This is a genomic window from Streptomyces sp. a15 (genome assembly GCF_059026085.1).
Genome location: NZ_JBWLKM010000119.1, coordinates 1 through 22112 on the forward strand (window position 1 = coordinate 1; position 22112 = coordinate 22112).

The window sequence follows — 22112 nt, forward strand, 5'->3', positions numbered from 1 at the left end:
GGGCTTTCGGCCGGTGCGGCGAGAGTGCGTGCCGGGCGCCGTGGGTGCTGTGCGGGACTTTCGAAACACCCCCTAGCCTGGCGGCGCGCCCACGGGGCGTGCCGCCAGGGCGCTCGCCACGCCGTACAGGTTGGCCGCCATGGCCCGGCCCGTCCGGTGCGACCAGTCCCGGCCCTGCTCGTCGTCGAGGTAGTCGGGGCCGGGCCCGGGCCCGAGGTGCCAGTAGGTCCACGCCTGGCCGGGGATCGTGTAGCCGAGGTCGGCGAGCGCGCCCGAGATCTCGCTGATGACGTGGTGGGCGCCGTCCTCGTTGCCGGTGACGACCACGCCCGCGACCCGGTTGTAGGCGACGGGCCTGCCCTCGTCGTCGGTCTCGGACATCAGCGCGTCCATCCGCTCCAGGACCTGCTGGGCGACGGAGGACGGCCGACCGAGCCAGGTCGGCGAGGCCATCACGAGGATCTCGGCGTCCAGCAGCTTGTCGTGGACACCCGGCCAGGCGTCGCCCTCGCGTACGGGCTCGCTGGTCACGCCGGGCTCGATGTTCAGGTCCACGGCCCGCAGGACCTCGACCTGAACACCGTCCTTCTCGAGCCGTTCGGCGACGACGCCCGCCAGTGCCTCGGTGTTGGAGGGGTCCGGCGACCTCTTGAGGGTGCAGTTGATCACGAGTGCCTTCATGTCGGCTCGGAGTACCCCTGCGCGCCGACTCCAGTCAGGGGTGGCAGGCCGCACGGCCTGGGTACCCGGGGCACATGCCACACGAGAGTCAGGAACCACGCCTGCCCTCCGCCCGGGGGCCGGTCTCGGCAGCCGTGACGGAGTACCTCCGGGGTGCCGGACCGCTGCCGCGCCCCGAGGAGGTCGCGGGCGCGACCGTGTATGGCGACGACCTCCAGCTGGCCCTGTATCTCTGCTACGAGCTGCACTACCGCGGTTTCGAGGGCGTCGCCCCGGACCGCGAGTGGGACCCGGACCTGCTGCGCACCCGCGCCGCGCTGGAGCACCGCTTCCTGTCCGCCCTGCGCGCGGACACCGCCGTGCACGAGAGCGCGGCGGACGCGCTGGCCGAGATCCTGGTCGAACCGGTCGACGGGACGGGCGTCACCCACTACCTGCACAAGGAGGGCGAGCTGTGGCACGTGCGCGAGTACGCCGCGCAGCGCTCGCTGTACCACCTCAAGGAGGCCGATCCGCACGCCTGGGTGCTGCCGCGGCTGTGGGGCCGCGCCAAGGCGGGGATGGCGGCGGTGGAGTTCGACGAGTACGGCGGCGGCCGCCCGGACCGCGTGCACGCGCGGCTGTTCGCCGACCTGATGACGGACCTGGGCCTCGACACGACGTACGGCCGCTACCTCGACGCGGCGTCCGCGGAGGTGCTGGCCACGGTGAACCTCATGTCCCTGTTCGGCCTGCACCGGTCCCTCCGGGGCGCGCTGGTGGGCCACTTCGCGGCGGTCGAGATCACCTCGTCGCCGGGCTCGCGGCGGCTGGCCGAGGCGATGCGGCGTACCGGCGCGGGGCCGGCCGCCGAGTTCTTCTACGACGAACACGTCGAGGCCGACGCGGTGCACGAACAGGTCGTACGCCACGAGGTCATCGGCGGGCTGCTGGCCGAGGAGCCGCAACTGGAGGCCGATGTCGCCTTCGGTATCGACGCCACCGGACACGTCGAAGACCGCCTGGCCGCCCGTCTGCTCACCGACTGGCGGGCCGGACGGTCGTCGCTGCGCACACCCCTCGCTTCCGAAATACCCCATAGCTCCTGATTGTCGGGGTACCCGGTCGAGGTGAATCCACTGGTACTGCCGCTGGTCCTGCCGGGCGTCTACGCCCCTCAGGAGGACACCGCCCTGCTCGCCGGAGCCCTGTCGGAAGAGCCGCTGCCACCGGGCGCGGACGTGCTCGACGTGGGCACCGGGTCGGGTGCGCTCGCGCTGGAGGCCGCGCGCCGCGGCACCCGGGTGACCGCGGTGGACGTGTCCTGGCGCGCGGTGTGCACGGCACGGCTGAACGCCTGGCTGACGGGAATTCCGGTGCGCATCCTGCGCGGGAACCTCTTCGGTCCCGTACGGGACCGGTCGTTCGATCTCATTCTGACCAACCCGCCGTACGTGCCGGCACCCCTGGGCGCGCGGCTGCCGCACGGGCCCGCCCGCGCCTGGGACGCGGGCCGTGACGGGCGGTTCGTGCTGGACCGGATCTGCCGGGAGGCGCCGCCGCTGTTGCGCCCCGGCGGTGTCCTGCTGATCGTGCACTCCGCGCTGAGCGACCCCGGCCGCACGCTGGAGCATCTGCGCTCGGCCGGGCTGAAGGCGTCCGTGACCCGGCGGCAGCGGATCGACTTCGGTCCGGTGCTGCGGGGGCGGGAGGGCTGGCTGCGGGAGCGGGGGCTGCTGTCGCCCGCCGAGGAGAAGGAAGAGCTGGTGGTCGTCCGTGCCGAACTCCCCGTCTGACAAGCCCCGCCGGATCACCGTGCGGCGCCGCGGCCCCCTGCTGGTGGAGGGCCCGGTCGAAGTGGAACTGGAGGACGGCACCACGGTCGCCTCCGACCGCTTCCGCGTGGCCCTGTGCACCTGCCGCCGCAGCCGGCGGTATCCCTGGTGCGACACCAGCCACCGCGACAGGGGCTAGAAAACCGGCGATCGTCAATCGAACCGGCGGAGATTCACCTGGTCGAGTGAATCTGGGCGTACGGGACCCGTAGCGGGGATGGTTCGTGCCGCGGCCGGGTAGCTACCGAGATCGAATGCGCCCCTGCCGAGGTGGAGCGGACATGCCGGACGCGGACGACCGCGCCTTCGAAGCCCCTGCGGCGAACCCCCATGCCCGCACCCGGGCGGGCGGACGCTTCACGGTGGTCGAGGTCGCGGGCGAGATCGACCTGGCGTCGGCCGGCTTCCTGGTGGAGCACCTGGACGCCGCGACCGCGGGCCCCGAACCGGACGTGCTGGTGGACCTGAGACGCGTCGACTTCTTCGACTGCTCCGGGCTGCGCGTGCTGTGCCGGGCCGAGACCCGGGCCCGGCAGCGCGGCGGCCGGCTCCGCCTCGTCAGCGACCGGCCGCGCATCCACCAACTCCTGCGCGTCTCGGGCCTGTTGGACCGCTTCCCGCCACTGCCGGACGTTCCCGTGGAGAAGGATCCCGTGGAGAAGGACGACGAATGACCGGAGGAATCGGCGGGCGGCCCCACTCCGCCCGCCGACCCCCGGTGCGGGATCACAGGTCCCCGTGACAGGGGTACGCACTCCCCTACTGCGGGCCCCCCGGGACGTTCACGGGGACCATGCGATCCCGGTCCCTCAGAACGTGAAGACGCTGTTCCCGTGGAAGCTCTTCACGCACTCGTTGGCGAAGGTGCGCTCGTAGGAGACGCGCTGGCCGCGCCAGACACCGTCGACGGTGACGACCACGGGGTCGTACTCCTTGGTGCACAGGACGTCGCCTCTGACCGTCAGGGCGTCGAAGTCCCCGTCGGCGGCGCGCAGTTCCGCGCAGGCGGAGGTGGCGGCCGGGTGGGTGCCGGAGGCGGTCGGGGCGCAGGTGAGGGTGACCGCGCGTTCCGGGGTGACGGTGGCGGTGCTGTCGCCGTGGCCCAGGGTGAGCACCAGGGCCGAGGGGGCGTAGAGCGCGGACGGGGTGGTGGAGGGTTCGGCGAGGGCGGCGCCTGTCAGGGGTCCGCAGACTGCGGTGGCCGTGAGGCCCAGGGTCGCTGCCCAGCGCGCGGTGTTCCGCATTGTGTGCATCCTTCCGCTTCGGTTCGACGAGATGTCGGTACGCCGCGATCCGGCTCGGTCGGTGCCGGTGCGGCGAGCGCGAGTCTGCCGAGTCCGGCACCGGAACTCACATCGACCCCACCGGTTTCAGTAACCTTGTGTATTGAATCAGTGGCGTGAAGTAACGGAATTCGAACGTTTCAACCCTGGAATCGCGCGGTTCTTGATCGCCCTTTCCGGCCGGATGGCCCGATTCCCCCCGCCATTTAATAGTCCTGAAACATTCCGCTTCAGCCGTGAGCGCACTTCCGGTCTGCCCCTTGTGTTGGGGCGCAAGCGGAGTAATGGTGATTACATGATTACGACAGAGCAGCATGAGAAGCTGCGCGGCTGGTTCGCCGGCCGCGTGCCGGACGACCTCTTCGAGGCGCTGGTAGAGGTGACGGCCGACCGCGAGGAGATCACCGTGATCGGCCGCATCCCCGAACCCCGGCTCGCCGAGGACGTCTCGGCCGCCGAGCGGGAGGCGGCCGTGCAGGGCCGGGTCCAGGAGTTCCGGGAGCGCACCCGGGAGACGCGCATGGAGGTGGCGCAGGAGGCCCAGCACCGGTTCCGCCGGAAGGTGTCCTGGGGCGTGGAGTGCGGCGGGGAGCGGGTCCTGTTCACCCATGTGGCGGCGCCCGTGATGACCCGGCTGCGCCAGCCCGAGCGCCAGGTCCTCGACACCCTGGTGGCCGCCGGTGTCGCCCGCAGCCGCAGCGACGCCCTCGCCTGGTGCGTCCGCCTGGTGCAGCGCCACACCGACGACTGGCTCGCCGAACTGCGGGACTCCCTCGAACACGTCCAGCGGGTGCGGGCCCAGGGACCGGACGCCGAGCCCGAGGAGCCCGCGGCGGACGGTGAGTGACCGGGAGGCGGATGATTCGTCCAGTCACGCCCCGAAGGATGGATGAACCGTCCTCTGGTGCGGATCTTTCGCACGGCCTTACGGTCGGCAGATCCCGAAGAGGACGGCATCCGTTCGCATCCCCCACCCCGGCGACAGCGAGCGGCCGTCCTCGCCACCGCGCCACCACGCGCTCCACCGCCGTCCCCTCGCTGGAGCCCCCTTGTCCCCGCAGCCCGACTCCTCCCCCGCGCCGTCCCTGACGAAGGTCGAGACGCACGGCGTCGACCGCATCCCCGACGCGGACCGCAGCGCGAGCCCGCTCGATCTGTTCCGGCTCGCCTTCGGCGGCGCCAACACCTTCTCCACCTGTGTGCTCGGCGCCTTCCCGATCCTGTTCGGCCTGTCCTTCTGGCAGGGGCTCGCGGCCACCCTCCTCGGCGTCGTGGTGGGTGCGCTGATCCTGTGCCCGATGGCGGTGTTCGGTCCGGTCAACGGCACCAACAACGCCGTCTCGTCGTCCGCGCACCTCGGCGTGCACGGCCGGGTGGTCGGCTCCTTCCTCTCCCTGCTCACGGCGATCGCGTTCTTCTCCATCTCGGTGTGGAGCTCCGGCGACGCCCTGGTGGGCGGCGCGCACCGGCTCTTCGGCCTGGAGCGCGACGACGTGACGTACGGCGTCGCGTACGCGCTCTTCGCCGGTCTGGTCCTCGCGGTGTGCGTGTACGGCTTCCGGTTCATGCTGTTCGTCAACAAGGTCGCGGTGGCCTCGGCGACCGTGCTGTTCCTGCTCGGCGCGATCGCCTTCGCCGGTGACTTCGACCCGTCCTACGCGGGCGTGTTCACCGACTCGGCGGACGCGGCGACCGACGCCCTGTTCTGGCCGTCCTTCATCGGCGCGGCCCTGATCGTGCTGTCCAACCCGGTGTCCTTCGGGGCGTTCCTCGGCGACTGGTCGCGCTACATCCCGGTGAGCACCCCGCGCCGGCGGGTGGTCGGCGCCGCGTTCCTGTCGCAGATCGCGACGCTGCTGCCGTTCGTCTTCGGCCTGGCGACCGCGAGCATCATCGCCAGGAAGGCCCCGGAGTACGTCGATCCTGCCGCCCCCGACTTCGTGGGCGGGCTGCTGGCGATCTCGCCGGGCTGGTTCTTCCTGCCGGTGTGTCTGCTGGCGCTGATCGGCGGCATGTCGACGGGCACGACCTCGCTGTACGGCACCGGGCTGGACTTCTCCTCGGTGTTCCCCCGGTTGTCCCGGGTGCGGGCGACGGTGCTGGTCGGCGTGTTGTCCATCGCGTTCATCTTCGTCGGGCGCTTCGGGCTGAACCTCGTACAGTCGATCTCGACCTTCGCCACGGTGATCATCACCTGCACCACTCCGTGGATGGTCGTGATGATCCTGGGCTTCTACGTCCGGCGCGGCTGGTACGACCCGGAGGCACTCCAGGTCTTCAACCGCCGTCAGCGCGGCGGCCGTTACTGGTTCGCGCACGGCTGGAACTGGCGGGGCATGACCGCCTGGTGGGTGTCGGCGCTCGCCGGCGTGCTCTTCACCAACATCCCGGGCCAGTTCGTCGGCCCGCTCGGCGACCTGGCGAACGGCGTCGACATCAGCCTGCCGCTGTCCCTGGTCGTGTCCGCGGTGCTGTACCTGGCGATGCTGCGGCTGTTCCCCGAACCGCGGGCCGTCTACGGCCCCGAGGGCGCCCGGCTGGCCCGGACCGTCGACACCCCGGTGCCGCCGATCACCGGTCCCGACGGGCGGGCTGTCGTTCTCGCCGACGCGCGCACGACGACCACTGCCCGCCCCTGATCGTCCCCGGCGGGCGGACCTGTGCCTACTCGCCGGTATCGTCGGGGCGACGCTGCTCGACGAGGAGAGGCGGGGCGGTACCGATGGGCAAGCACTGGGCGGACTTCCAGTACGAGATCTATCTGAACGGGATGTCGGGCGCCGTACCGCGCCTGCCCACCGATCTGACCCGGCTGGAGGAGCTGACCGAGCAGCGGCTCGGCCCCGGCCCGGTCGGCTATGTGGCGGGCAGCGCGGGCGACGGCAGTACGGCCCGCGCCAACCGGGCCGCTCTGGAGCGCCGCCGGATCGTGCCGCGCATGCTGCGGGACGTCCACGAACGGGACCTGTCCGTCGAGGTGTTGGGCCGTTCCCTGCCCGCGCCGCTGGCCCTGGCACCGGTCGGCGTGCTGTCGATCATGCACCCGGACGCCGAGCCGGCCGCCGCCCGGGCCGCCGCCGCGCAGGGCGTTCCGTACATCCTGTCCTCGGCGTCCAGCACGCCGATGGAGCAGGTCGCCGAGGCGATGGGGGACGCCGAGCGCTGGTTCCAGCTGTACTGGCCGAAGGACCCCGAGGTGGCCCGGAGTTTCCTGAACCGGGCGAAGGCGGCCGGGTTCACCGCGCTGGTCGTCACGCTCGACACACCGCTGCTGTCCTGGCGGCCGCGCGATCTCGACCAGGCGTATCTGCCGTTCCTGCACGGCGTGGGCACCGCCAACTACTTCTCCGACCCGGCCTTCCGGGCGGGCCTGGCCAAGCCGGTGCACGAGGACCCGAACGCGGCGGTGATGCACTTCGTCGGCATGTTCGCGGATCCCGCCAAGACCTGGCCGGACCTGGCGTTCCTGCGGGAGAACTGGGACGGCCCGATCGTCCTCAAGGGCGTTCTGCACCCGGACGACGCCCGGCTCGCCGCCGATGCCGGGATGGACGGGGTGGTGGTGTCCAACCACGGCGGCCGTCAGGTGGCCGGGTCGGTCGCGGCGGCCGACGCGCTGCCGCGGGTCGCGGCAGCGGTCGGCGACCGCCTGACCGTCCTGTTCGACAGCGGCATCCGCACGGGCGACGACGTCTTCAAGGCCCTCGCCCTGGGCGCCCGGGCGGTACTCGTCGGTCGGCCGTACGTCTACGGCCTCGGACTCGACGGCCGGCCGGGCGTCGAGCACGTGATCCGCTGTCTCCTCGCGGAGCTGGACCTCACCCTGGCCCTGTCCGGACACGCCACCCCGGCGACCGTCGGCCCCGCCGACCTGGTGGAGGGGCCGGGGCCGGCATAAGGGCCGGACAGACTCCGGCACTAGATACGGTCCGACAGCCCCACCACCCGCGCGCCGGGCGGCTGCGTCCCGGTGTCCGACAGCGAGCCGGGGGTGGCCGTCGACGCCGGATCGGTCAGCCAGCGTTGCCCGGTGGAGCCGTCGCGGACCTTGACGACGATGTCGGCGCCCGGGTCGTCGGTCGTGGAGGTGAGGGCGAGCTGTTCGTCCCAGCGGGGCAGCAACTCGCCCTGCACGGTGAGGTCGTAGCGCACGTCGTCGGCCCGCTTCGTCTTCTCCCCGGCGCAAGTGCCGAGGATGACCACGCCGGCGTCGGCGTGCGAGTCGAGACACAGGTCGGTCTCCGCCACGCTGCGCAGCAGCCCGTCGCTCTCGTACGTCCACTGCTGTGTCGGGGCGGACGAGCAGGCCGCCAGCTCGGTACCGGCCCCGGGCTTCGGTTCGCCCGTGATGTCGAGGCACAGGTCGGCGGCGATGTTGCGCAGTCTGGTGCGTCCCGGAACGGTGGGGAGCTGGGCGGTGCCGGAGGACGCCGTCGGCGGGGCCGGGGTGTCGGCGCCCGGGGCCACGCCGACGCCGCCGGTCGCGCTGGTGGAGGCGGCCGGGTCGACGCCGTCCTCGTCCGACCACAGGCCGGCGACCAGCGCGGTCGCGAGCAGCCCCGCGGAGGCCAGGCCCACGCCCGTCAGGAGCGTCCTGGAGGAGCGCAGTCCGCCGCCCGGGAGCCGACGGCCAGGCGTCGGGATCCCCGGCAGCAGTCGACGGCGTCCGCCGCCGTGCCGGGAGGAACCGCGTGGACGGGGCGGCTGCTGCGTGCGGGCCGGACGGGTCTCCAGATAGCGTCGGCCGCCCCAGCCGAGCACCGCCTCGGCGAGCAGCATCCCAAGCCGCCCTCGAAATGGCTCAGTTGTTCGGCGGCGTTTCGGCAGTGGCGGCACTCCCCCAGGTGTTGCCGGACATCCGGCAGCAGGGCGCCGCCGCGGCGAATGGGAACGTCGAGGAGGCGGTTGTAGAAGCGGCAATCCTTGGTCGGCGCGAGTTCCCGATGGGCATGTACACATCCTTCGCGGAGTTTTTCACGCGCTTGTTCGAGAGCCGCCGACGCGGTGTCGGTATCCATGCCGAGGAGAGCGGCGGGGACGGCAATACCCTCCGCCTCGACCTCGACGTGCCACAGCAAACACCGGGCGAGTCCGGGGAGCGTATGGAATGAACGCTCCGCCAACTTGCGATTTTCCGGCGTCAGTGACTTGGCCGCGCGCATACCGCGGCCTCCGGAGGGTTTCCCCAACTCCGGCAATACTGCCGATATGTACTCCTCGGCCGACCACTGTCTGACGGTGTCCCGCACTGTCACGAGTAACCGCGGACGCAGCGCCACGGCCGGCTCGCCGAGGGTGAGCCGGTCGAAGACCTGGTGGAAGGCGGCGGCGGTGACCATCGAGGCGGTGTCCTCGGGCGAGGCCAGGCAGATCGCCGCGTACTCGTGGACCGGCTGCCAGTGCCGCGCCATGAGCAGCGCGACGGACTTGCCGACCTCGACGTCCGGGCGGCCTCTGAGCGCGGCGCCGAGGCTCTCGTCGGATTCTTCGGGGACCCCGCCTGCCGGAGGATAGGGAGGGCGAGGGGGGTGGGGGGTGGGCACTGAGCGGATTCCTTCCCACGCGCATGGGGACACAGAAGTTCTGGTCGCCGGAAAGAAGCCCGGACCGGCGCTCGTCTTTCGGGCGCGAGCGTGAGGAGCGTGAATTCTCCGGCTTCCGTCCGTCCCGGTTCCCCACGGGACGAATGCGAGCCGGCCCTTACCCCCCACACCGGTTCTTCACCCTTGCACAGTCACTCATGACCAACAAGGCACTTGGGAAACATCCACACCATTGAAAGAAAGTCAGATACGGCGCCGGGACAGCGGGCAACTCACCGAGCCCGTACCGGCTTTCGCCCTCGCATGCGCCCCGTGTGATTCACGCGCACATACCGGAGCGGTACGCACGCTCCCGGCACACCCGGCCGCGCAGTGCACTGGAACCGGCCTTTTCCTCGGAGGCCCCGCGCAGGGTGGGGGTCCCCCCGGGCCCGAGCGAAGCCGAGAGCTTGGGGGAGGCTCTTCTGCGCGCAGTCGGCCGCCGGCCCCGTTCCTCCCGCCCTCGGCCGGCGGCCCCGGGGCGGACGGCGGATCCGCGCCCGGGAGCCTCAGATCTGCCAGGACCGCAGCCGGTCCGCCGCGCCGTACACGTCCGTCTTTCCGGAGATCAGGTCGCGGGCGAGGTCGACGAGGGCGCCGTAGGGCGGGTCGATGCCGACGCCGCTCACGAACATGTACGCCACCGCCGTCGCACAGGCGAAGCGGGCGTTGGCCGACGGCAGTGGCTTGAGCAGGGCGAGGGTGTGCAGCAGGGCGGCGGCCCGCCAGGCCGGGTCGGAGTCCACGCCGAGGCGGGGCGGGTCGACGCGGTGCCGGGCGACGGCGGCGACTAAGGCGGAGAAGTCGTTGATCGTGGGCTGGTCGGGCAGGACCTCTTCGTGCCGCTGGAGCAGCCAGGGCACGTCGATGTGAACGACGGGAGCCATGGGTCAGGCGACCCGCCCCTCGCCCTTGGCGGCCGGTTCGTCGTCCGGGAAGGCCTCCGCGAACTCGTCGGCGTGGGCCGCGAAGAACCGGCGGAAGGCCTCCGCGCCCTCCTGCAGTGCTCGGTGCCGGGCGATGTCGGCGGCGGCCGCCTCTCGCACGAGGGCCTTCATGGACGTACCCCGCTCCTTGGCGATCTGCCGCAGGTCCTCTAGCTCGCGGTCGCTGAACTCCACGTTGAGAGCTGGCATGCCTTCACGGTACCGCGCGGGTACTTACTCGTAAATATCCCCAGGTCAGGCAAGTAGTGCAGCGGTACCGGAGGGGTACCTGACGGCGGCCCGGGGGTGAGGCGTGGGTCACATTCCACCGGCCTGATGTCACATTCCGGCACCCGCCCGCCGTCGCAGTGGTGAGCGCGCCACCGGGGAGGCCCACACATGTCCGAGCACACCGTTTCCGACCGTTCCGAGACCGGCGGGCCGCCGGGCGATGCGACCGGTGTGTTCGTCGGGCATCGGGAGCTGTTGTTCGGCGTCGTCTACAACATGCTGGGCAGTGTCGCCGACACCGAGGACGTGCTCCAGGAGACCTGGCTGTCCTGGACGGGGCGGCGCGGCGGCGCCTCGCTCGACGGCATCGACAATCCCCGGGCGTATCTGGTCCGTATCGCCGTGAACCACGCGCTGGCCCGCCGCGCCGCGGTCAGCCGCCGCCGGGAGACGTACGTCGGTCCGTGGCTGCCCGAGCCGTTGGTCGCGGGCGACGACGGCGGGGCCGAGGATCCGGCGCTGCGCACCGAGTCGGTGTCGCTGGCGATGCTGGTGGTGCTGGAGTCCCTGACGCCGCTGGAACGGGCGGTGTTCGTCCTGAACGAGGTGTTCGGGTACGCCCACACCGAGATCGCGGAGATCATCGACCGCACCCCGGCGGCCGTACGCCAGCTGGCGCATCGCGCGCGGGGCCATGTGCACGCGCGGCGGCCGCTGTACCGGGCGCATCCGCGGGTACGCCGGGAGGCGACGGAGCGGTTCGTGCGGGCCGCGCTCGGCGGGGACATCGCGGAGCTGATGGAGATCCTGGCGCCGGACGTCACGGTGTGGACGGACGGCGGGGGCCTGCGCAAACCGGCGGGACTGCGCCCGGTGCACGGCCGGGACAAGGCCGTCCGTCTCATCACCGGCTACGTCGGCCGGCGCACCCCGCAGAACCTGGACCTGCGCTACCGGCGCGTCAACGGCGACGACGCGGCCGTGCTGTTCGAGGGCGACTCGCCGTACGCGGTGATGGTCATGGACCTCACCCCCGAGGGCGACCAGGTGTCGGGGGTCTACATCGTGACCAACCCCGAGAAGCTCACGCACGTACACCGGGAGGAGACGTGACAAGCAAGGGCGAGCGGGTGGCCGACTGGTTCGACGGCCGTCTCGGCATCCACACCCTCGGCAGGCGGTACCTGCGCAAGGTCTTCCCCGACCACTGGTCCTTCCTGCTCGGCGAGATCTGTCTGTACAGCTTCGTCGTCCTGATCCTCACCGGCGTGTGGCTCACGCTCTTCTTCCATCCGTCGATGAACGAGGTGACGTACCACGGCAGTTACACCCCGCTCAACGGCGTCCGCATGTCCGAGGCGTACGCCTCCACGCTGGACATCAGCTTCGACGTGCGCGGCGGGCTGCTGATCCGGCAGCTGCACCACTGGGCGGCGCTGGTGTTCGTGGCCGGGATGTTCACGCACATGATGCGGCACTTCTTCACCGGCTCGTTCCGCAAACCGCGGGAGATCAACTGGCTGTTCGGCTGGTCCCTGCTCTTCCTCGGCCTGTTCGAGGGCCTGTTCGGCTACTCGCTGCCGGACGACCTGCTGTCCGGGACGGGCCTGAGGTTCGTCGACGGCGCCCTGCTGGCGGTCCCGGTCGTGGGGACGTATCTCTCGATGTTCCTGTTCGGCGGCGAGTTCCCCGGCGACGACATCGTGGCCCGCTTCTATGCGCTGCACGTCCTGGTCGTCCCGGGCATCATGGCGGCGCTCGTGGTGGCTCACATCCTGCTGGTCGTGTACCACAAGCACACCCAGTTCGCGGGTCCCGGCCGGACCGAACGCAACGTCGTCGGCGCCCCGTTCATGCCGGTGTACCTGGCGAAGGCGGGCGGCTTCTTCTTCCTGGTCTTCGGGGTGCTGGCGCTGATCGCGGCCGTGGCGACGATCAACCCGGTCTGGGCGTACGGCCCCTTCCGCGCCGACCAGGTCTCCACGGGCGCCCAGCCCGACTGGTATCTGGGCTTCGCGGAGGGACTGGTGCGGATCATGCCGGGGTGGGAGATCACCCTGTGGGGCCACACACTCGTCCTCGGGGTGCTGATCCCGATCGTCGTCTTCCCGCTCCTCCTGCTGTTCATCGGCGTGTATCCGTTCCTGGAGGCCCGGATCACGGGTGACAGGCGGGAGCACCACCTCCTCGACCGCCCCCGCAACCGGCCCGTCCGTACGGCGATCGGCGCGGCCTGGATCAGCGCCTACCTGATCCTGCTGGCGGGCGGGGGCAACGACATCGTGGCGACCCGTCTCCACCTGTCGATCAACACGGTGACGTGGGCGGTCCGCATCGCGGTGTTCGTCGTCCCGGTGGTCGTCTTCGTCGTCACCCGGCGCATCTGCCTCGGGCTCCAACTCCGCGACCGGGAGCTGGTGTTGCACGGTCGGGAGACGGGCGTGATCAAGCGGCTGCCGCACGGCGAGTACGTCGAGGTGCACCAGCCGCTCGACCAGGCCCGGCTCCACACCCTGACCGCCCATGAGCGGCCGGGGGAACTGGTGGAGCGTGAGCGCGTCAGCCTTGATCCGCCACGAAGGACGCCATCCGGGTCAGGGCCGAGTTCCAGTTGATGGTGTGCTCGTTGGTCGACCAGGACTGGATGTCGTCGATGTAGCAGAACTGGCCGACGCAGCCCTGGAGTTTGCTCTGTGCGTAGGGGTCCTGGATGCTCGAGTTCGGTCCGCCGGCGAGGGTTCCGTCGGGCGGGGCCGGGTGGCTCGGGTCGAGCTGGCGGGCGTACCAACGGCTGTGCTGGTTGTGGGCGTTGACCTCGCCGTAGCCGGTCACGTACGACATGTTCAGCGCGTTGCGGCCGAGGATGTAGTCCATGCTCTGGACGGCCCCGTCACGGTACTTCGAGGCGCCGCTGATGTCGTAGGCGGTGGCGATGACGACGGCGTTGTGCAGGATCTGGTGGTTGGAGCCCCAGTCGTAGAGGTTGTCGGCGGGGGCGTAGGGCATGCCGTAGGGATGTGACGTCAGGGTGGTCAGGTAGCGGTCCGCGCCCTTGATCACGGACTGGCGCACCTTGTCCCGGCCGGGCAGCTTGCTCGGCACGGTCGCGAGGTCGAGGCGGGCCGCTGCCGCCGTCCTGGCCCAGTCGTAGCCGAGGGGGCCGAAGATGTCGGCCGTGTGGACGGGCGAGGCGAGGACGTGGTCCGCGAAGGCCTTCTCCCCCGTGGTCAGATACAGCTCGGCCGCCGCCCAGTAGAACTCGTCGGTGGCGTCGGAGTCGGCGTAGGCGCCGCCGCCGATGCCGTCGTTCGGGTCGGCGTACCTCTCGGGGTGGGCGAGGGCAGCCGTCCAGGCCTTGCGGGCGGCGGCGAGGGCTCGCGCCGCGAAGGCCTTGTCGTAGGGCCGGTAGAGGCGGGCCGCCTGTGCCGCCGTCGCCGCCAGGTTGAGCGTCGCCTGGGTGCTCGGCGGGTGCAGTTCGCGCTTCTGCGGGTCGTCGCTCGGCAGCAGCGGCAGGCCGGTCCACTGTTCGTCGTGCATCTTGTGGTGGGCCATGCCGGCCAGCGGCTGTCCGTCCGGCACCTGCATCTTCAGCAGGAAGTCCAGTTCCCAGCGGACCTCGTCGAGGATGTCCGGCACCTTGTTGCCGCTCTCGGGGATGGCGAGCGAGCCGTCGCCCAGCTTGGCCGGCTGTCCGGTGCGGGCCGTCAGGGCGCGCTCGTGGGTGCTCAGCAGCTCCCAGGTGGAGATGCCGCCGTTGACGACGTACTTGCCGTGGTCGCCGGCGTCGTACCAGCCGCCGGTGACGTCGAGCGTGTAGTCGCAGACGCCGGGCTGGCACGGGACGGCGGAGTCGCCCTGGTTGGGTGCCACGTCGACGTGGCCGGCAGGGCGGGCATAGCCCGGCCGCAGGTCGTCGCGGATCGCGATGCCGCTGCGCTGCGTGTAGTAGTACTTCGCGGCGTCCAGGCGCAGCTTCTCGTAGGCGCCCGTGCCGATGTCGAAGGGCCGGCCGGTCTCGCCGTCGGCGACCAGGGTGAAGCCCGTGCCCTGCTTCTTGTAGGCACCGAAGTCGATCGAGTGGACGTTCTGCCCGGAGGAGGCGTCGGTGCCGCGCGGCACGGTCCAGCCCTGGGCGACCACCGAGCCGGTGGAGTTCTTGAGCTGCCAGGGCAGTTTCGTGGTCGCGCTGGTGACGAGCGTGGCGTTCTTCGGCCCCGCGGGCAGATAGGCGACCTGGTTGACGCGCACGCGAGGGCCGGTGTCGGGCTCGTAGACCTCGGGCGGCACCCCGCCCAGCAGCGACACGTCGTCCATGCAGAAGCGGAACGGGTCGGCGCTGCCGCCGAGTTGGAAGCCGACCTGCCCCTGGGCGGTGTCGACGGGCGAGGTGAAGGTGTAGGAGTACGAGTTCCCCGACACGCTCAGTTGCGGGGTCACCTCGAAGTAGGTGTCGTACGGCGCCGCCGACAGGCCCACGATCGCGCGCACGGCGTGTCCGTCGGGCGAACCGTTCGCCGTGAAGGCGAACCTGTACGACTCCCCCTTGACCAGGGTGAGGTCGTTCTGGCCGACGGCGGCGTCCCAGCGGTTGGTGGTGCCGCCCGGCACGTCCGCGCAGAGCTGTCCGTCGGACAGGGCCGCGGTGACGTTGCTGGTGGTCCACCAGGGGGCGGTGGTGGTGTCGAAGGTGCCGTTCTTGACCTGTTCGACCTCGTCGGCGGCGGCCCCGGAGGCGGGGAGGCCCACCAGTGCCGCCCCGATCAGGGCCGTCAGGGAGAGCAAGGCGGTTCTGCGTCGTTTCACGTCTGGGCTCCTCGGGGGAGGTGCGGGTGACGCTCGTCGTGGGAGCGCTCCCAGATGCGGACGCAGGCCATGTTTGTGCGATACATGACACCGCGTCAACGGTCCGGACGGGACTGGCACCCGTCCGGACCGCACGGAAGCCGGTCAGCCGGCCGGAACCTCCAGCCTGCTGATGCGCACCGCGCCCCGGGCCTCGCCCGGATACCTGCTGGTCAGGGTGAGCCGCAGACGCGAGCCGCGGACGGCGTCGAAGGTGACGACGGTCGGTTCGTCCGAAGCGGCGGCCCAGTCCACGGCCGCTCCCTCGACCGGCGCATACGCCTTGCCGTTCCACACCTCGGCCGCCACGGAGGCGGGCAGGCTGTGGGTCGTACTCAGGGTGAAGGAGACCTCCACGCGGTCGAAGGTGCGGGTCCGCCCGAAGTCCACGCAGACCCAGTCCTCGGCCCTCGCGCCGTTGAACGCGGGCAGCAGGGCGGTGGCCGCCTTGGTGAAGGCGTTGGACCAGCCGGTGGCCGGGTCACCGTCGAGCATCGCGGCGGGGAGGGTGTCGGGGCGGCCGGAGTAACTGGCGTCCGCGTGGGGGTAGTTCACGGGCACCGGATGGTCGGGCCCGAAGGCGGCCGCCGGCGTGGTGGCGGCCGACCGGGCGGGCGTGGCCCGCACGCTCACGGTGTGCGACCGCAGGCCCTCCACCCGCGCGGTCACCTTCAAGGGCCCCGGCTCGGTGCCGGACCGCACGATCGCGAGTGCCTTGCCGTGGAAGGCGGTCCGGGTGCTCGCCTGGTAGCGCTCGGCGCTCTCCTCGCGGCCGTTGTCGAGACCGGCGAGGGAACCGCCCCGGACCTCGAAGGAGATCAGGTGCTCGGCGTCGGGCACGATCACCCCGCGGGCGTCCACGATGTCCGCGGTCACGAAGGCCAGTGAACGGCCGTCGGCGGCGAGGGACGTGCGGTCCGCGGTGAGGCGTACGGCGTGCGGCTTCCCGGCGGTGCGCAGGACGTCGGTGGCGACCACCTCGCCCTCGCTGCGGGCGACCGCCTTCAACTCGCCGGGCCTGTACGGCACTTTCCAGGTGAGGTGAAGCTTGCCCGCGCTGCCGTTCGGGCTGGTGTAGCTGCCGGGGTAGGGGCCGTCGGTGAAGGTCTTGTCGTCACCGGTCGCCTCGGTGGTCTCGAGGTACTCCCGGCCGTCGGTGGTCTTCTTCGTGTCGAACCTCCGCGTGCCGAGCGACCTGCCGTTCAGGAACAGCTCGACGGTGTCGACGTTGGAGTACGCCCACACCTCGACCGTGTCCCCGGGCTGGTGGTTCCAGGTCATCGGCAGCAGATGGACCATGGGCTCGCTGACCCACTGGCTCTGGAAGAGGTAGTACATGTCCTTCGGGAAGCCGGCCGTGTCGACCGCGCCGAAGAAGGACGCCTTCGCCGGGAAGACGTCGTAGGGCGTGGGCTCGCCGATGTAGTCGATGCCCGACCACAGGAACTCCCCGGTGAACCACTTCCGGTCCCGGTCCTTCTTGTGCCCGTACTCGCCGCTCATGGTCCAGGAGGCGAGGTTGTTGTCGTACGAGGAGGTCGCCCGCTTGCCCGGGGTGTGGTTCTCGCCGGTGTTGAGGCGTTCGGGCTCCTGGTAGGTGCCGCGGGTGGAGGTCTCGGAGGACGACTCCGACTCGAAGAGGAACAGGTTCGGGTAGCGGGCGTGCAGGGCGTCCACCGACTTGGCGGTGTTGTAGTTGAGGCCCAGGCCGTCGAGCTTGGCGAGGATCAGGTCGCCCGGGGAGCCCACGGCGGGCAGGCTGCGGTGCCGGTGGGAGCCGATCACGATCGGACGCGTGTCGTCGGACGCCTTGACGGCGGCGATCAGGCGGTCCGCCATGGCGAGGCCGGAGGTGGAGGTGAACTCGGAGATCTCGTTGCCGATCGACCACATGATGACGGCGGGCGAGTTGCGGGCCGCCAGCACCATCTCCGTGATGTCCCGGTCGGCCCACTCGTCGAAGAACCGGCCGTAGTCGTAGCGCGTCTTGGGGCTGCGCCAGCAGTCGAACGCCTCCACCATCATCACGATGCCCAGTTCCTCGCAGACCTCGATCATCTCCGGGGAGGGCGGGTTGTGGGAGGTGCGGAAGGCGTTGACGCCCATCGACTTCATGATGGTCATCTGTCTGCGGATCGCGTCGATGCTGACGGCGGCGCCGAGCGCCCCCAGGTCGTGGTGCAGGTCGACGCCCTTGATCTTGGCGTAGGTGCCGTTGAGGTGGAAGCCCTCGTCGGGGTCGATGCGGAAGGTGCGGATACCGAAGGGGGTGCGGTAGGTGTCGACCGTCCTGCCGCCGACACGGAGTTCGGTCTCCAGGGTGTAGCGGTGGGGCGAGGCGAGGTCCCAGAGCTTGGGTCGGGTGACGGTGAGTTCGTGGGTCTCGGTCGCCTCGGTGCCGACGGTGACCGTGGTGGCCGTGCGGGCCACCGTGCGTCCGGCCGGGTCCTTGATCAGTGAACGGATCTCGGCTTCGCTCGCGGTGCCGGTCTCGTTCAGCACGGAGGTCCGCACCCGGACGAGCGCCCGCTCCTCGGTGATGTCCGGCGTGGTGACGTACGTGCCCCAGCGCGCCACGTGCACTGGGTCGGTGACCACCAGGCGGGCCTCGCGGTAGATGCCGCTGCCGGAGTACCAGCGGCTGCTGGGGAGCCGGTTCTGCACCTTGACCGCGATCACGTTCTCGGTGGTGCCGTCGGTGTGCACCAGGTCGGTCACGTCGAAGGCGAAACCGGTGTAGCCGTAGGGGTGGCGGCCCACCTCCGTGCCGTTGCAGTGGACGTACGAGTCCATGTAGACGCCGTCGAACTCCACCGATATCCGCTTGCCGGCCAGGGTGGGCGGCAGCGTGAAGGCGAGGCGGTACCAGCCGAGGCCGCCGGGGAAGAACCCGGTGCCGCTGGTGGTGCCGTGCTGCGTGGTCGGGGCCAGCTCGATGCTCCAGTCGTGCGGCACCACGACCTCGCGCCATCCCGAGTCGTCGTAACCCGGAGCGGCGGCGTCGGCGTATTCACCGGTCGGGTCGGTGATCCCGCCCGGATCGACCAGCGCGAAGCGCCAGCCGTCGCGCAGCGCGACCGTCCGGCGACCGGCCGCGCCCTGCGCGGCCTCGGCGGCCCAGGCCGCCGGGGTGCCCACAAGCGCGCCGGCCGCCGGCGCCGCCGCGGAGGCGAGGAGAAGCGATCTGCGAGTGACCGTCATGGCGGCTCTCCCTCATTAGGGCCCAGAAGTACTCACAACTGATCGTGACCAAACAGATTCTGACGGTGCGCCACGCGCGCCCGTCAAGGGTGCGGTGAGCTGCTTCTGCCCCGGGCGTCACAACGGCCGGATTTCCCCCTTGACCACGGCTCGATGACGGCCACCGCCCGCACTGCGGTTCCCCGTCCGCGCGCGAGCGCGACGCACTAGGCTGGGACCGAAGTGGCGCGCCTGTTCACTGTGAGTGTCCGCGATGGAGTGGCGACGATGAGCCCGGTGTATCCGATCGACGATGCCGCGACGGCGCGGGCTGTCGTCGACGACGCGGGCACGGTGGTCGAGTGGAACGAGGGCGCCCGCCTGCTCCTGGGCCGGCCGGCCACCGAGGTCGTGGGCCGCCCCGCCGTCGAGCTGCTCGCCGACCCGGGTGAGTTCCCCAAGCCGGACAAGACCCGCTGGGACGGGACCCTCCTGCTGCGGCACGGCAACGGTTCGACGGTGTCCGTGTGGCTGCTCGCCCACCACAGACAGCCCGAGGACGGCCCCAGCCACTGGCTCGTGGTCACTCCGCTGGCGGGCGACGGCCCGCACGCGCCCGACGACCCGCTGGACCGGGCCGAGCTCGTGCAGTCCCCCTGCGCCGTCGCGATCTACGACGAGCGGCTGCGGCTGCGCCGGATGAACTCCGCCATGGCCGAGGTGCTCGGACTGCCCGAGGAGCGGGTGCGGGGGCTGCGGGTGCCGGAGATGAGCGGCAGACCGCAGAGCGAGGACATCGAGCAGCATCTGCACCGCGTGCTCGCCACCGGCCGGGGACACGACGTGCGGACGTACGTGCCGGTCGGCGGCGACGGCCGGATGTACGCCTGGCTGGCCCGGATGGCGCCGATCACCGACACCAAGGGGCGGGTACGGGGGGTGTGCGTCGCCGCCCACGACTTCACCGACCAGTACCTGGCCCGGGAACGGCTCCAGCTGGTGAACGAGGCCAGCGTCCGCATCGGCACCACCCTCGACGTCACCCGAACGGCTCAGGAACTGGCGGACGTGGTCGTCCCCGCCCTCGCCGACTTCGTCAGCGTCGACCTGCTGGACCCGCCGGAGGCAGGGGGCGAGCCCTTCACCGCCCGGCTGACCGCGCCGGTCAGGCTGCGCCGGGCGGCCCACCGGTCCGTGAACCCGGGCACCCCGGAGGCCGTGGCCAAGCCGGGCCAGGTCGACGTCTACCCCGCGCCCTCGCCCCAGGCCGACTCCCTGGTGGTGGGCCACACCATCGTGGCGTCGACCCAGACCCGCGACCTCGCCGAGTGGCTCGCCTGGGACCCGGCGCGCAAGGACCGCATCAAGGAGTACGGCATCCACTCCACGATGTCCGTGCCGATCCAGGCCCGCGGCCAGACCCTCGGCGTGGCCGTCCTCACCCGGTTCCGGCGGCCGGACCCGTTCACCCCGGACGACGTGCTGCTGGCCGAGGAAGTCACGGCCCGGGCCGCCGTCTGCATCGACAACGCCCGCCGCTACTCCCGCGAACGCGAGACCGCCCTCGCCCTGCAGCGCAGCCTGCTGCCCCGTTCACTGGCGCGCACGGTCGCCGTGGAGGCGGCCTCGCGCTATCTTCCGGCGGCCCGCGCGGGAGTGGGCGGCGACTGGTTCGACGTGATCCCGCTGTCCGGGATGCGGGTGGCGATGGTCGTCGGGGACGTCGTCGGCCACGGCATCCAGGCCTCGGCGACGATGGGCCGGCTGCGCACCGCCGTACGCACCCTCGCCGACATCGACCTGGCCCCGGACGAGCTGCTGACCCACCTCGACGACCTCGTCGTACGGCTGTCCACGGAGGCCGGCAGCGAGGGCCGCCCCGGTGAGGTCGGCGCCACCTGCCTGTACGCGGTGTACGACCCGGTGTCCCGGCGCTGCACGATGGCCCGGGCCGGGCATCCGGCGCCCGTCATGCTCCCGCCGGGCGGCGCGCCCCAGGAGGTCGACATGCCGCCAGGGCCGCCGCTCGGCCTGGGCGGCCTGCCGTTCGAGAGCGCGGAGCTGGAACTGACCGAGGGCACCGTCCTCTCCCTGTACACCGACGGGCTGATCGAGACCCTGGAGCGGGACGTGGACGCCAGCCACGCCCTGCTCTGCGAGGCCCTCGCCGTCCCGTCCTCCTCGCTGGAGGAGACCTGCGACCGCGTCCTGCACGGTCTGCTGCCGACGGGCGGCGCGCTGGACGACGTGGCGCTGCTGCTGGCCCGCACCCGGGGGCTGCCCGCGTCCCAGGTCGCCACCTGGGACATCCCGGCCGACCCGGCGCTCGTCGCCCCGATCCGCAAGCAGGTCGTCGGCCAGCTCGACCGGTGGGAGCTGAGCCAGGCGGCGTTCACCGCCGAACTGGTGGTCAGCGAACTCGTCACCAACGCGATCCGGTACGGCTCCCACCCCATCCGGCTGCGCCTGATCCACGACGACACCACGCTGATCTGCGAGGTGTCCGACACCAGCCACACGGCCCCGCACCTGCGCCGCGCCAAGACGTGGGACGAGGGCGGCCGGGGTCTGCTCCTGGTGGCCCAGCTCACCCAGCGCTGGGGCAGCCGGCACACCACCGACGGCAAGACGATCTGGTCGGAGATCAGCCTGACCGACGAGGAGTGAGCGGCGCGCGCTTCAGGAGGTGGCCGACAGCCAGGGCCGGACCTGCCTGCGGGCCTCGTGCAGCCGCGACTTGAACGTGCCGAGCGGGACGCCCGCCCGTTCGGCGGCCTCCGCGTACTCCAGCTGGCAGATGTCCCGGTACACCAACGGCGCGACCAGATGCGGGTGTTCGCGCTCCAGCCGCTCCAGCGCCTCCAGCAGGTCGACGCGGGATCCGGCGATCACGCTGGTGGTGCGCGGGTCGACGTACTGGGCCGCGTCGATCGGTGCCGGCTGTTCGGCGGCCCGCCGCCTGAGTTCGCGGTACTTCTGGCGGGCGCAGTTGGCGACGACGGTGTAGAGCCAGGTGCTGAAGCGGCTGCGGCCCTCGAACGTCCCGATCTTCCGGGCGACTTGGAGGAGAACATCCTGCGCCGCCTCCTCCGCGTCCTCCCGGCAGGGCAGGAACCGCCCGCAGCGGCGCAGGACTTCGGGCCGGATCGCCTCCAGCAGCTCGTCCAGCGCGCCCCGGTCGCCCGCGGCCGCACGCCGCGCGAGGTCCTCGGTCGGTGCCGCGTCCGGCACGGGCTGCTCCCCTCGGGACGGGTTCGGGGCGGATCCCCGGCGGTCCCGGCGGATCCCGGGCGGATCTCGGCCCAGGCATGACAGTCGTATGCACTCCGTCGAGCGGATCGGGCGCTACCGCCTCGAACGGCGCCTGGGAACCGGCGCGTTCGGCACGGTCTGGCTCGCCCACGACGACGAACTCGACGCCCCGGTGGCCGTGAAGGTCCTCGCCGACAACTGGTCGCAGCGACTGGACGTGCGCGAACGGTTCATGTCCGAGGCGCGGTTTAACTCGATCGTGTGATGGTCGACTTCCGGGCTTGCGGCGTCCTGGTCCGTTCGGGCTACGGTGATCGTGTG

General features: G+C 71.3%; 17 protein-coding genes and 2 pseudogenes. 11 read left to right on the forward strand and 8 right to left on the reverse strand.

Going from position 1 to position 22112, the window contains the following annotated elements; all coding sequences use genetic code 11:
- Positions 1-72 precede the first annotated feature (72 nt).
- Positions 73-681: a flavodoxin family protein gene (locus AC5P09_RS47525; RefSeq protein WP_493879911.1), complete on the reverse strand. Its 609-nt coding sequence runs from the start codon at positions 679-681 to the stop codon at positions 73-75.
- Between the two features lie 74 nt (positions 682-755).
- On the opposite strand from AC5P09_RS47525, the gene AC5P09_RS47530 reads away from it, so the two are divergent.
- The 4 genes from AC5P09_RS47530 (at position 756) to AC5P09_RS47545 (ending at position 3169) form a co-directional block, all read left to right on the forward strand.
- A complete protein-coding gene (locus tag AC5P09_RS47530; protein ID WP_493879912.1) occupies positions 756-1769 on the forward strand; it encodes an iron-containing redox enzyme family protein in 1014 nt (337 codons plus the stop codon).
- A 21-nt stretch (positions 1770-1790) separates the two neighbouring features.
- Positions 1791-2456: a HemK2/MTQ2 family protein methyltransferase gene (locus AC5P09_RS47535; RefSeq protein ID WP_493879913.1), complete on the forward strand. Its 666-nt coding sequence runs from the start codon at positions 1791-1793 to the stop codon at positions 2454-2456.
- Complete coding sequence (locus AC5P09_RS47540) at positions 2437-2634, forward strand: CDGSH iron-sulfur domain-containing protein (protein ID WP_493879914.1); 198 nt, start codon at positions 2437-2439, stop codon at positions 2632-2634. Before AC5P09_RS47535 ends, AC5P09_RS47540 begins: the two co-directional genes overlap by 20 nt.
- A gap of 142 nt (positions 2635-2776) precedes the next feature.
- Positions 2777-3169, forward strand: coding sequence for an STAS domain-containing protein (locus AC5P09_RS47545; protein WP_493879915.1), 393 nt, complete (start codon positions 2777-2779; stop codon positions 3167-3169).
- Between the two features lie 135 nt (positions 3170-3304).
- Here the strand turns inward: AC5P09_RS47545 and AC5P09_RS47550 are convergent, their stop codons facing one another.
- A complete protein-coding gene (locus AC5P09_RS47550) occupies positions 3305-3739 on the reverse strand; it encodes a protease inhibitor (RefSeq protein WP_493879916.1) in 435 nt (144 codons plus the stop codon).
- A 334-nt stretch (positions 3740-4073) separates the two neighbouring features.
- On the opposite strand from AC5P09_RS47550, the gene abmR reads away from it, so the two are divergent.
- From abmR to AC5P09_RS47565, 3 genes are all read left to right on the forward strand, one after another.
- Positions 4074-4625, forward strand: coding sequence for an ATP-binding transcription factor AbmR (gene abmR / locus AC5P09_RS47555; RefSeq protein WP_493879917.1), 552 nt, complete (start codon positions 4074-4076; stop codon positions 4623-4625).
- A gap of 202 nt (positions 4626-4827) precedes the next feature.
- Positions 4828-6417: a purine-cytosine permease family protein gene (locus AC5P09_RS47560; protein ID WP_493879918.1), complete on the forward strand. Its 1590-nt coding sequence runs from the start codon at positions 4828-4830 to the stop codon at positions 6415-6417.
- Positions 6418-6500: 83 nt separating this feature from the next.
- Positions 6501-7676 (forward strand): lactate 2-monooxygenase, encoded by a 1176-nt coding sequence (locus AC5P09_RS47565; protein WP_493879919.1) that lies wholly within the window; start codon positions 6501-6503, stop codon positions 7674-7676.
- 20 nt (positions 7677-7696) lie between these two features.
- Here AC5P09_RS47565 and AC5P09_RS47570 read toward each other — a convergent pair.
- From AC5P09_RS47570 to AC5P09_RS47580, 3 genes and pseudogenes are all read right to left on the reverse strand, one after another.
- Positions 7697-9321, reverse strand: a pseudogene (locus AC5P09_RS47570) (RICIN domain-containing protein).
- A 548-nt stretch (positions 9322-9869) separates the two neighbouring features.
- The gene (locus AC5P09_RS47575) at positions 9870-10247 is read right to left on the reverse strand and encodes a toxin Doc (protein ID WP_095755268.1); all 378 of its coding nucleotides are present in this window, start codon (positions 10245-10247) and stop codon (positions 9870-9872) included.
- 3 nt (positions 10248-10250) lie between these two features.
- The gene (locus AC5P09_RS47580) at positions 10251-10496 is read right to left on the reverse strand and encodes a hypothetical protein (RefSeq protein WP_307678968.1); all 246 of its coding nucleotides are present in this window, start codon (positions 10494-10496) and stop codon (positions 10251-10253) included.
- A 189-nt stretch (positions 10497-10685) separates the two neighbouring features.
- On the opposite strand from AC5P09_RS47580, the gene sigJ reads away from it, so the two are divergent.
- Entirely contained in the window at positions 10686-11630 is a 945-nt protein-coding gene (gene sigJ, locus AC5P09_RS47585; RefSeq protein ID WP_493879920.1) for an RNA polymerase sigma factor SigJ, read from the forward strand.
- Entirely contained in the window at positions 11627-13132 is a 1506-nt protein-coding gene (qcrB, locus tag AC5P09_RS47590; protein WP_493879921.1) for a cytochrome bc1 complex cytochrome b subunit, read from the forward strand. The genes sigJ and qcrB overlap by 4 nt, the downstream gene beginning before the upstream one ends.
- Here the strand turns inward: qcrB and AC5P09_RS47595 are convergent.
- On the reverse strand, positions 13077-15320 hold the full coding sequence (locus AC5P09_RS47595; RefSeq protein ID WP_493879922.1) for a glycoside hydrolase family 9 protein: 2244 nt from the start codon (positions 15318-15320) through the stop codon (positions 13077-13079). The two genes, qcrB and AC5P09_RS47595, sit on opposite strands and share 56 nt — an antisense overlap.
- Before the next feature lie 144 nt (positions 15321-15464).
- Positions 15465-18560: a glycoside hydrolase family 2 TIM barrel-domain containing protein gene (locus AC5P09_RS47600; protein WP_493879923.1), complete on the reverse strand. Its 3096-nt coding sequence runs from the start codon at positions 18558-18560 to the stop codon at positions 15465-15467.
- Between the two features lie 267 nt (positions 18561-18827).
- Between AC5P09_RS47600 and AC5P09_RS47605 the strand changes: the two genes are divergently transcribed.
- Positions 18828-21206: a SpoIIE family protein phosphatase gene (locus tag AC5P09_RS47605; protein ID WP_493879924.1), complete on the forward strand. Its 2379-nt coding sequence runs from the start codon at positions 18828-18830 to the stop codon at positions 21204-21206.
- A gap of 12 nt (positions 21207-21218) precedes the next feature.
- Here the strand turns inward: AC5P09_RS47605 and AC5P09_RS47610 are convergent, their stop codons facing one another.
- On the reverse strand, positions 21219-21770 hold the full coding sequence (locus AC5P09_RS47610) for an RNA polymerase sigma factor (protein ID WP_345562131.1): 552 nt from the start codon (positions 21768-21770) through the stop codon (positions 21219-21221).
- A gap of 88 nt (positions 21771-21858) precedes the next feature.
- Between AC5P09_RS47610 and AC5P09_RS47615 the strand changes: the two are divergent.
- Positions 21859-22038 (forward strand): annotated as a pseudogene (locus tag AC5P09_RS47615) (serine/threonine protein kinase); the annotation flags it as partial.
- Between the last annotated feature and the right edge of the window lie 74 nt (positions 22039-22112).

Coding starts and splice junctions, on each gene's coding strand:
- AC5P09_RS47530 (WP_493879912.1), top strand. CDS start 756: ATGCCACACGAGAGTCAGGAACCACGCCTGCCCTCCGCCCGGGGGCCG.
- AC5P09_RS47545 (WP_493879915.1), top strand. CDS start 2,777: ATGCCGGACGCGGACGACCGCGCCTTCGAAGCCCCTGCGGCGAACCCC.
- AC5P09_RS47525 (WP_493879911.1), bottom strand. CDS start 681: ATGAAGGCACTCGTGATCAACTGCACCCTCAAGAGGTCGCCGGACCCC.
- abmR (WP_493879917.1), top strand. CDS start 4,074: ATGATTACGACAGAGCAGCATGAGAAGCTGCGCGGCTGGTTCGCCGGC.
- AC5P09_RS47605 (WP_493879924.1), top strand. CDS start 18,828: ATGAGCCCGGTGTATCCGATCGACGATGCCGCGACGGCGCGGGCTGTC.
- AC5P09_RS47575 (WP_095755268.1), bottom strand. CDS start 10,247: ATGGCTCCCGTCGTTCACATCGACGTGCCCTGGCTGCTCCAGCGGCAC.
- sigJ (WP_493879920.1), top strand. CDS start 10,686: ATGTCCGAGCACACCGTTTCCGACCGTTCCGAGACCGGCGGGCCGCCG.
- AC5P09_RS47565 (WP_493879919.1), top strand. CDS start 6,501: ATGGGCAAGCACTGGGCGGACTTCCAGTACGAGATCTATCTGAACGGG.
- AC5P09_RS47550 (WP_493879916.1), bottom strand. CDS start 3,739: ATGCGGAACACCGCGCGCTGGGCAGCGACCCTGGGCCTCACGGCCACC.
- AC5P09_RS47580 (WP_307678968.1), bottom strand. CDS start 10,496: ATGCCAGCTCTCAACGTGGAGTTCAGCGACCGCGAGCTAGAGGACCTG.
- AC5P09_RS47600 (WP_493879923.1), bottom strand. CDS start 18,560: ATGACGGTCACTCGCAGATCGCTTCTCCTCGCCTCCGCGGCGGCGCCG.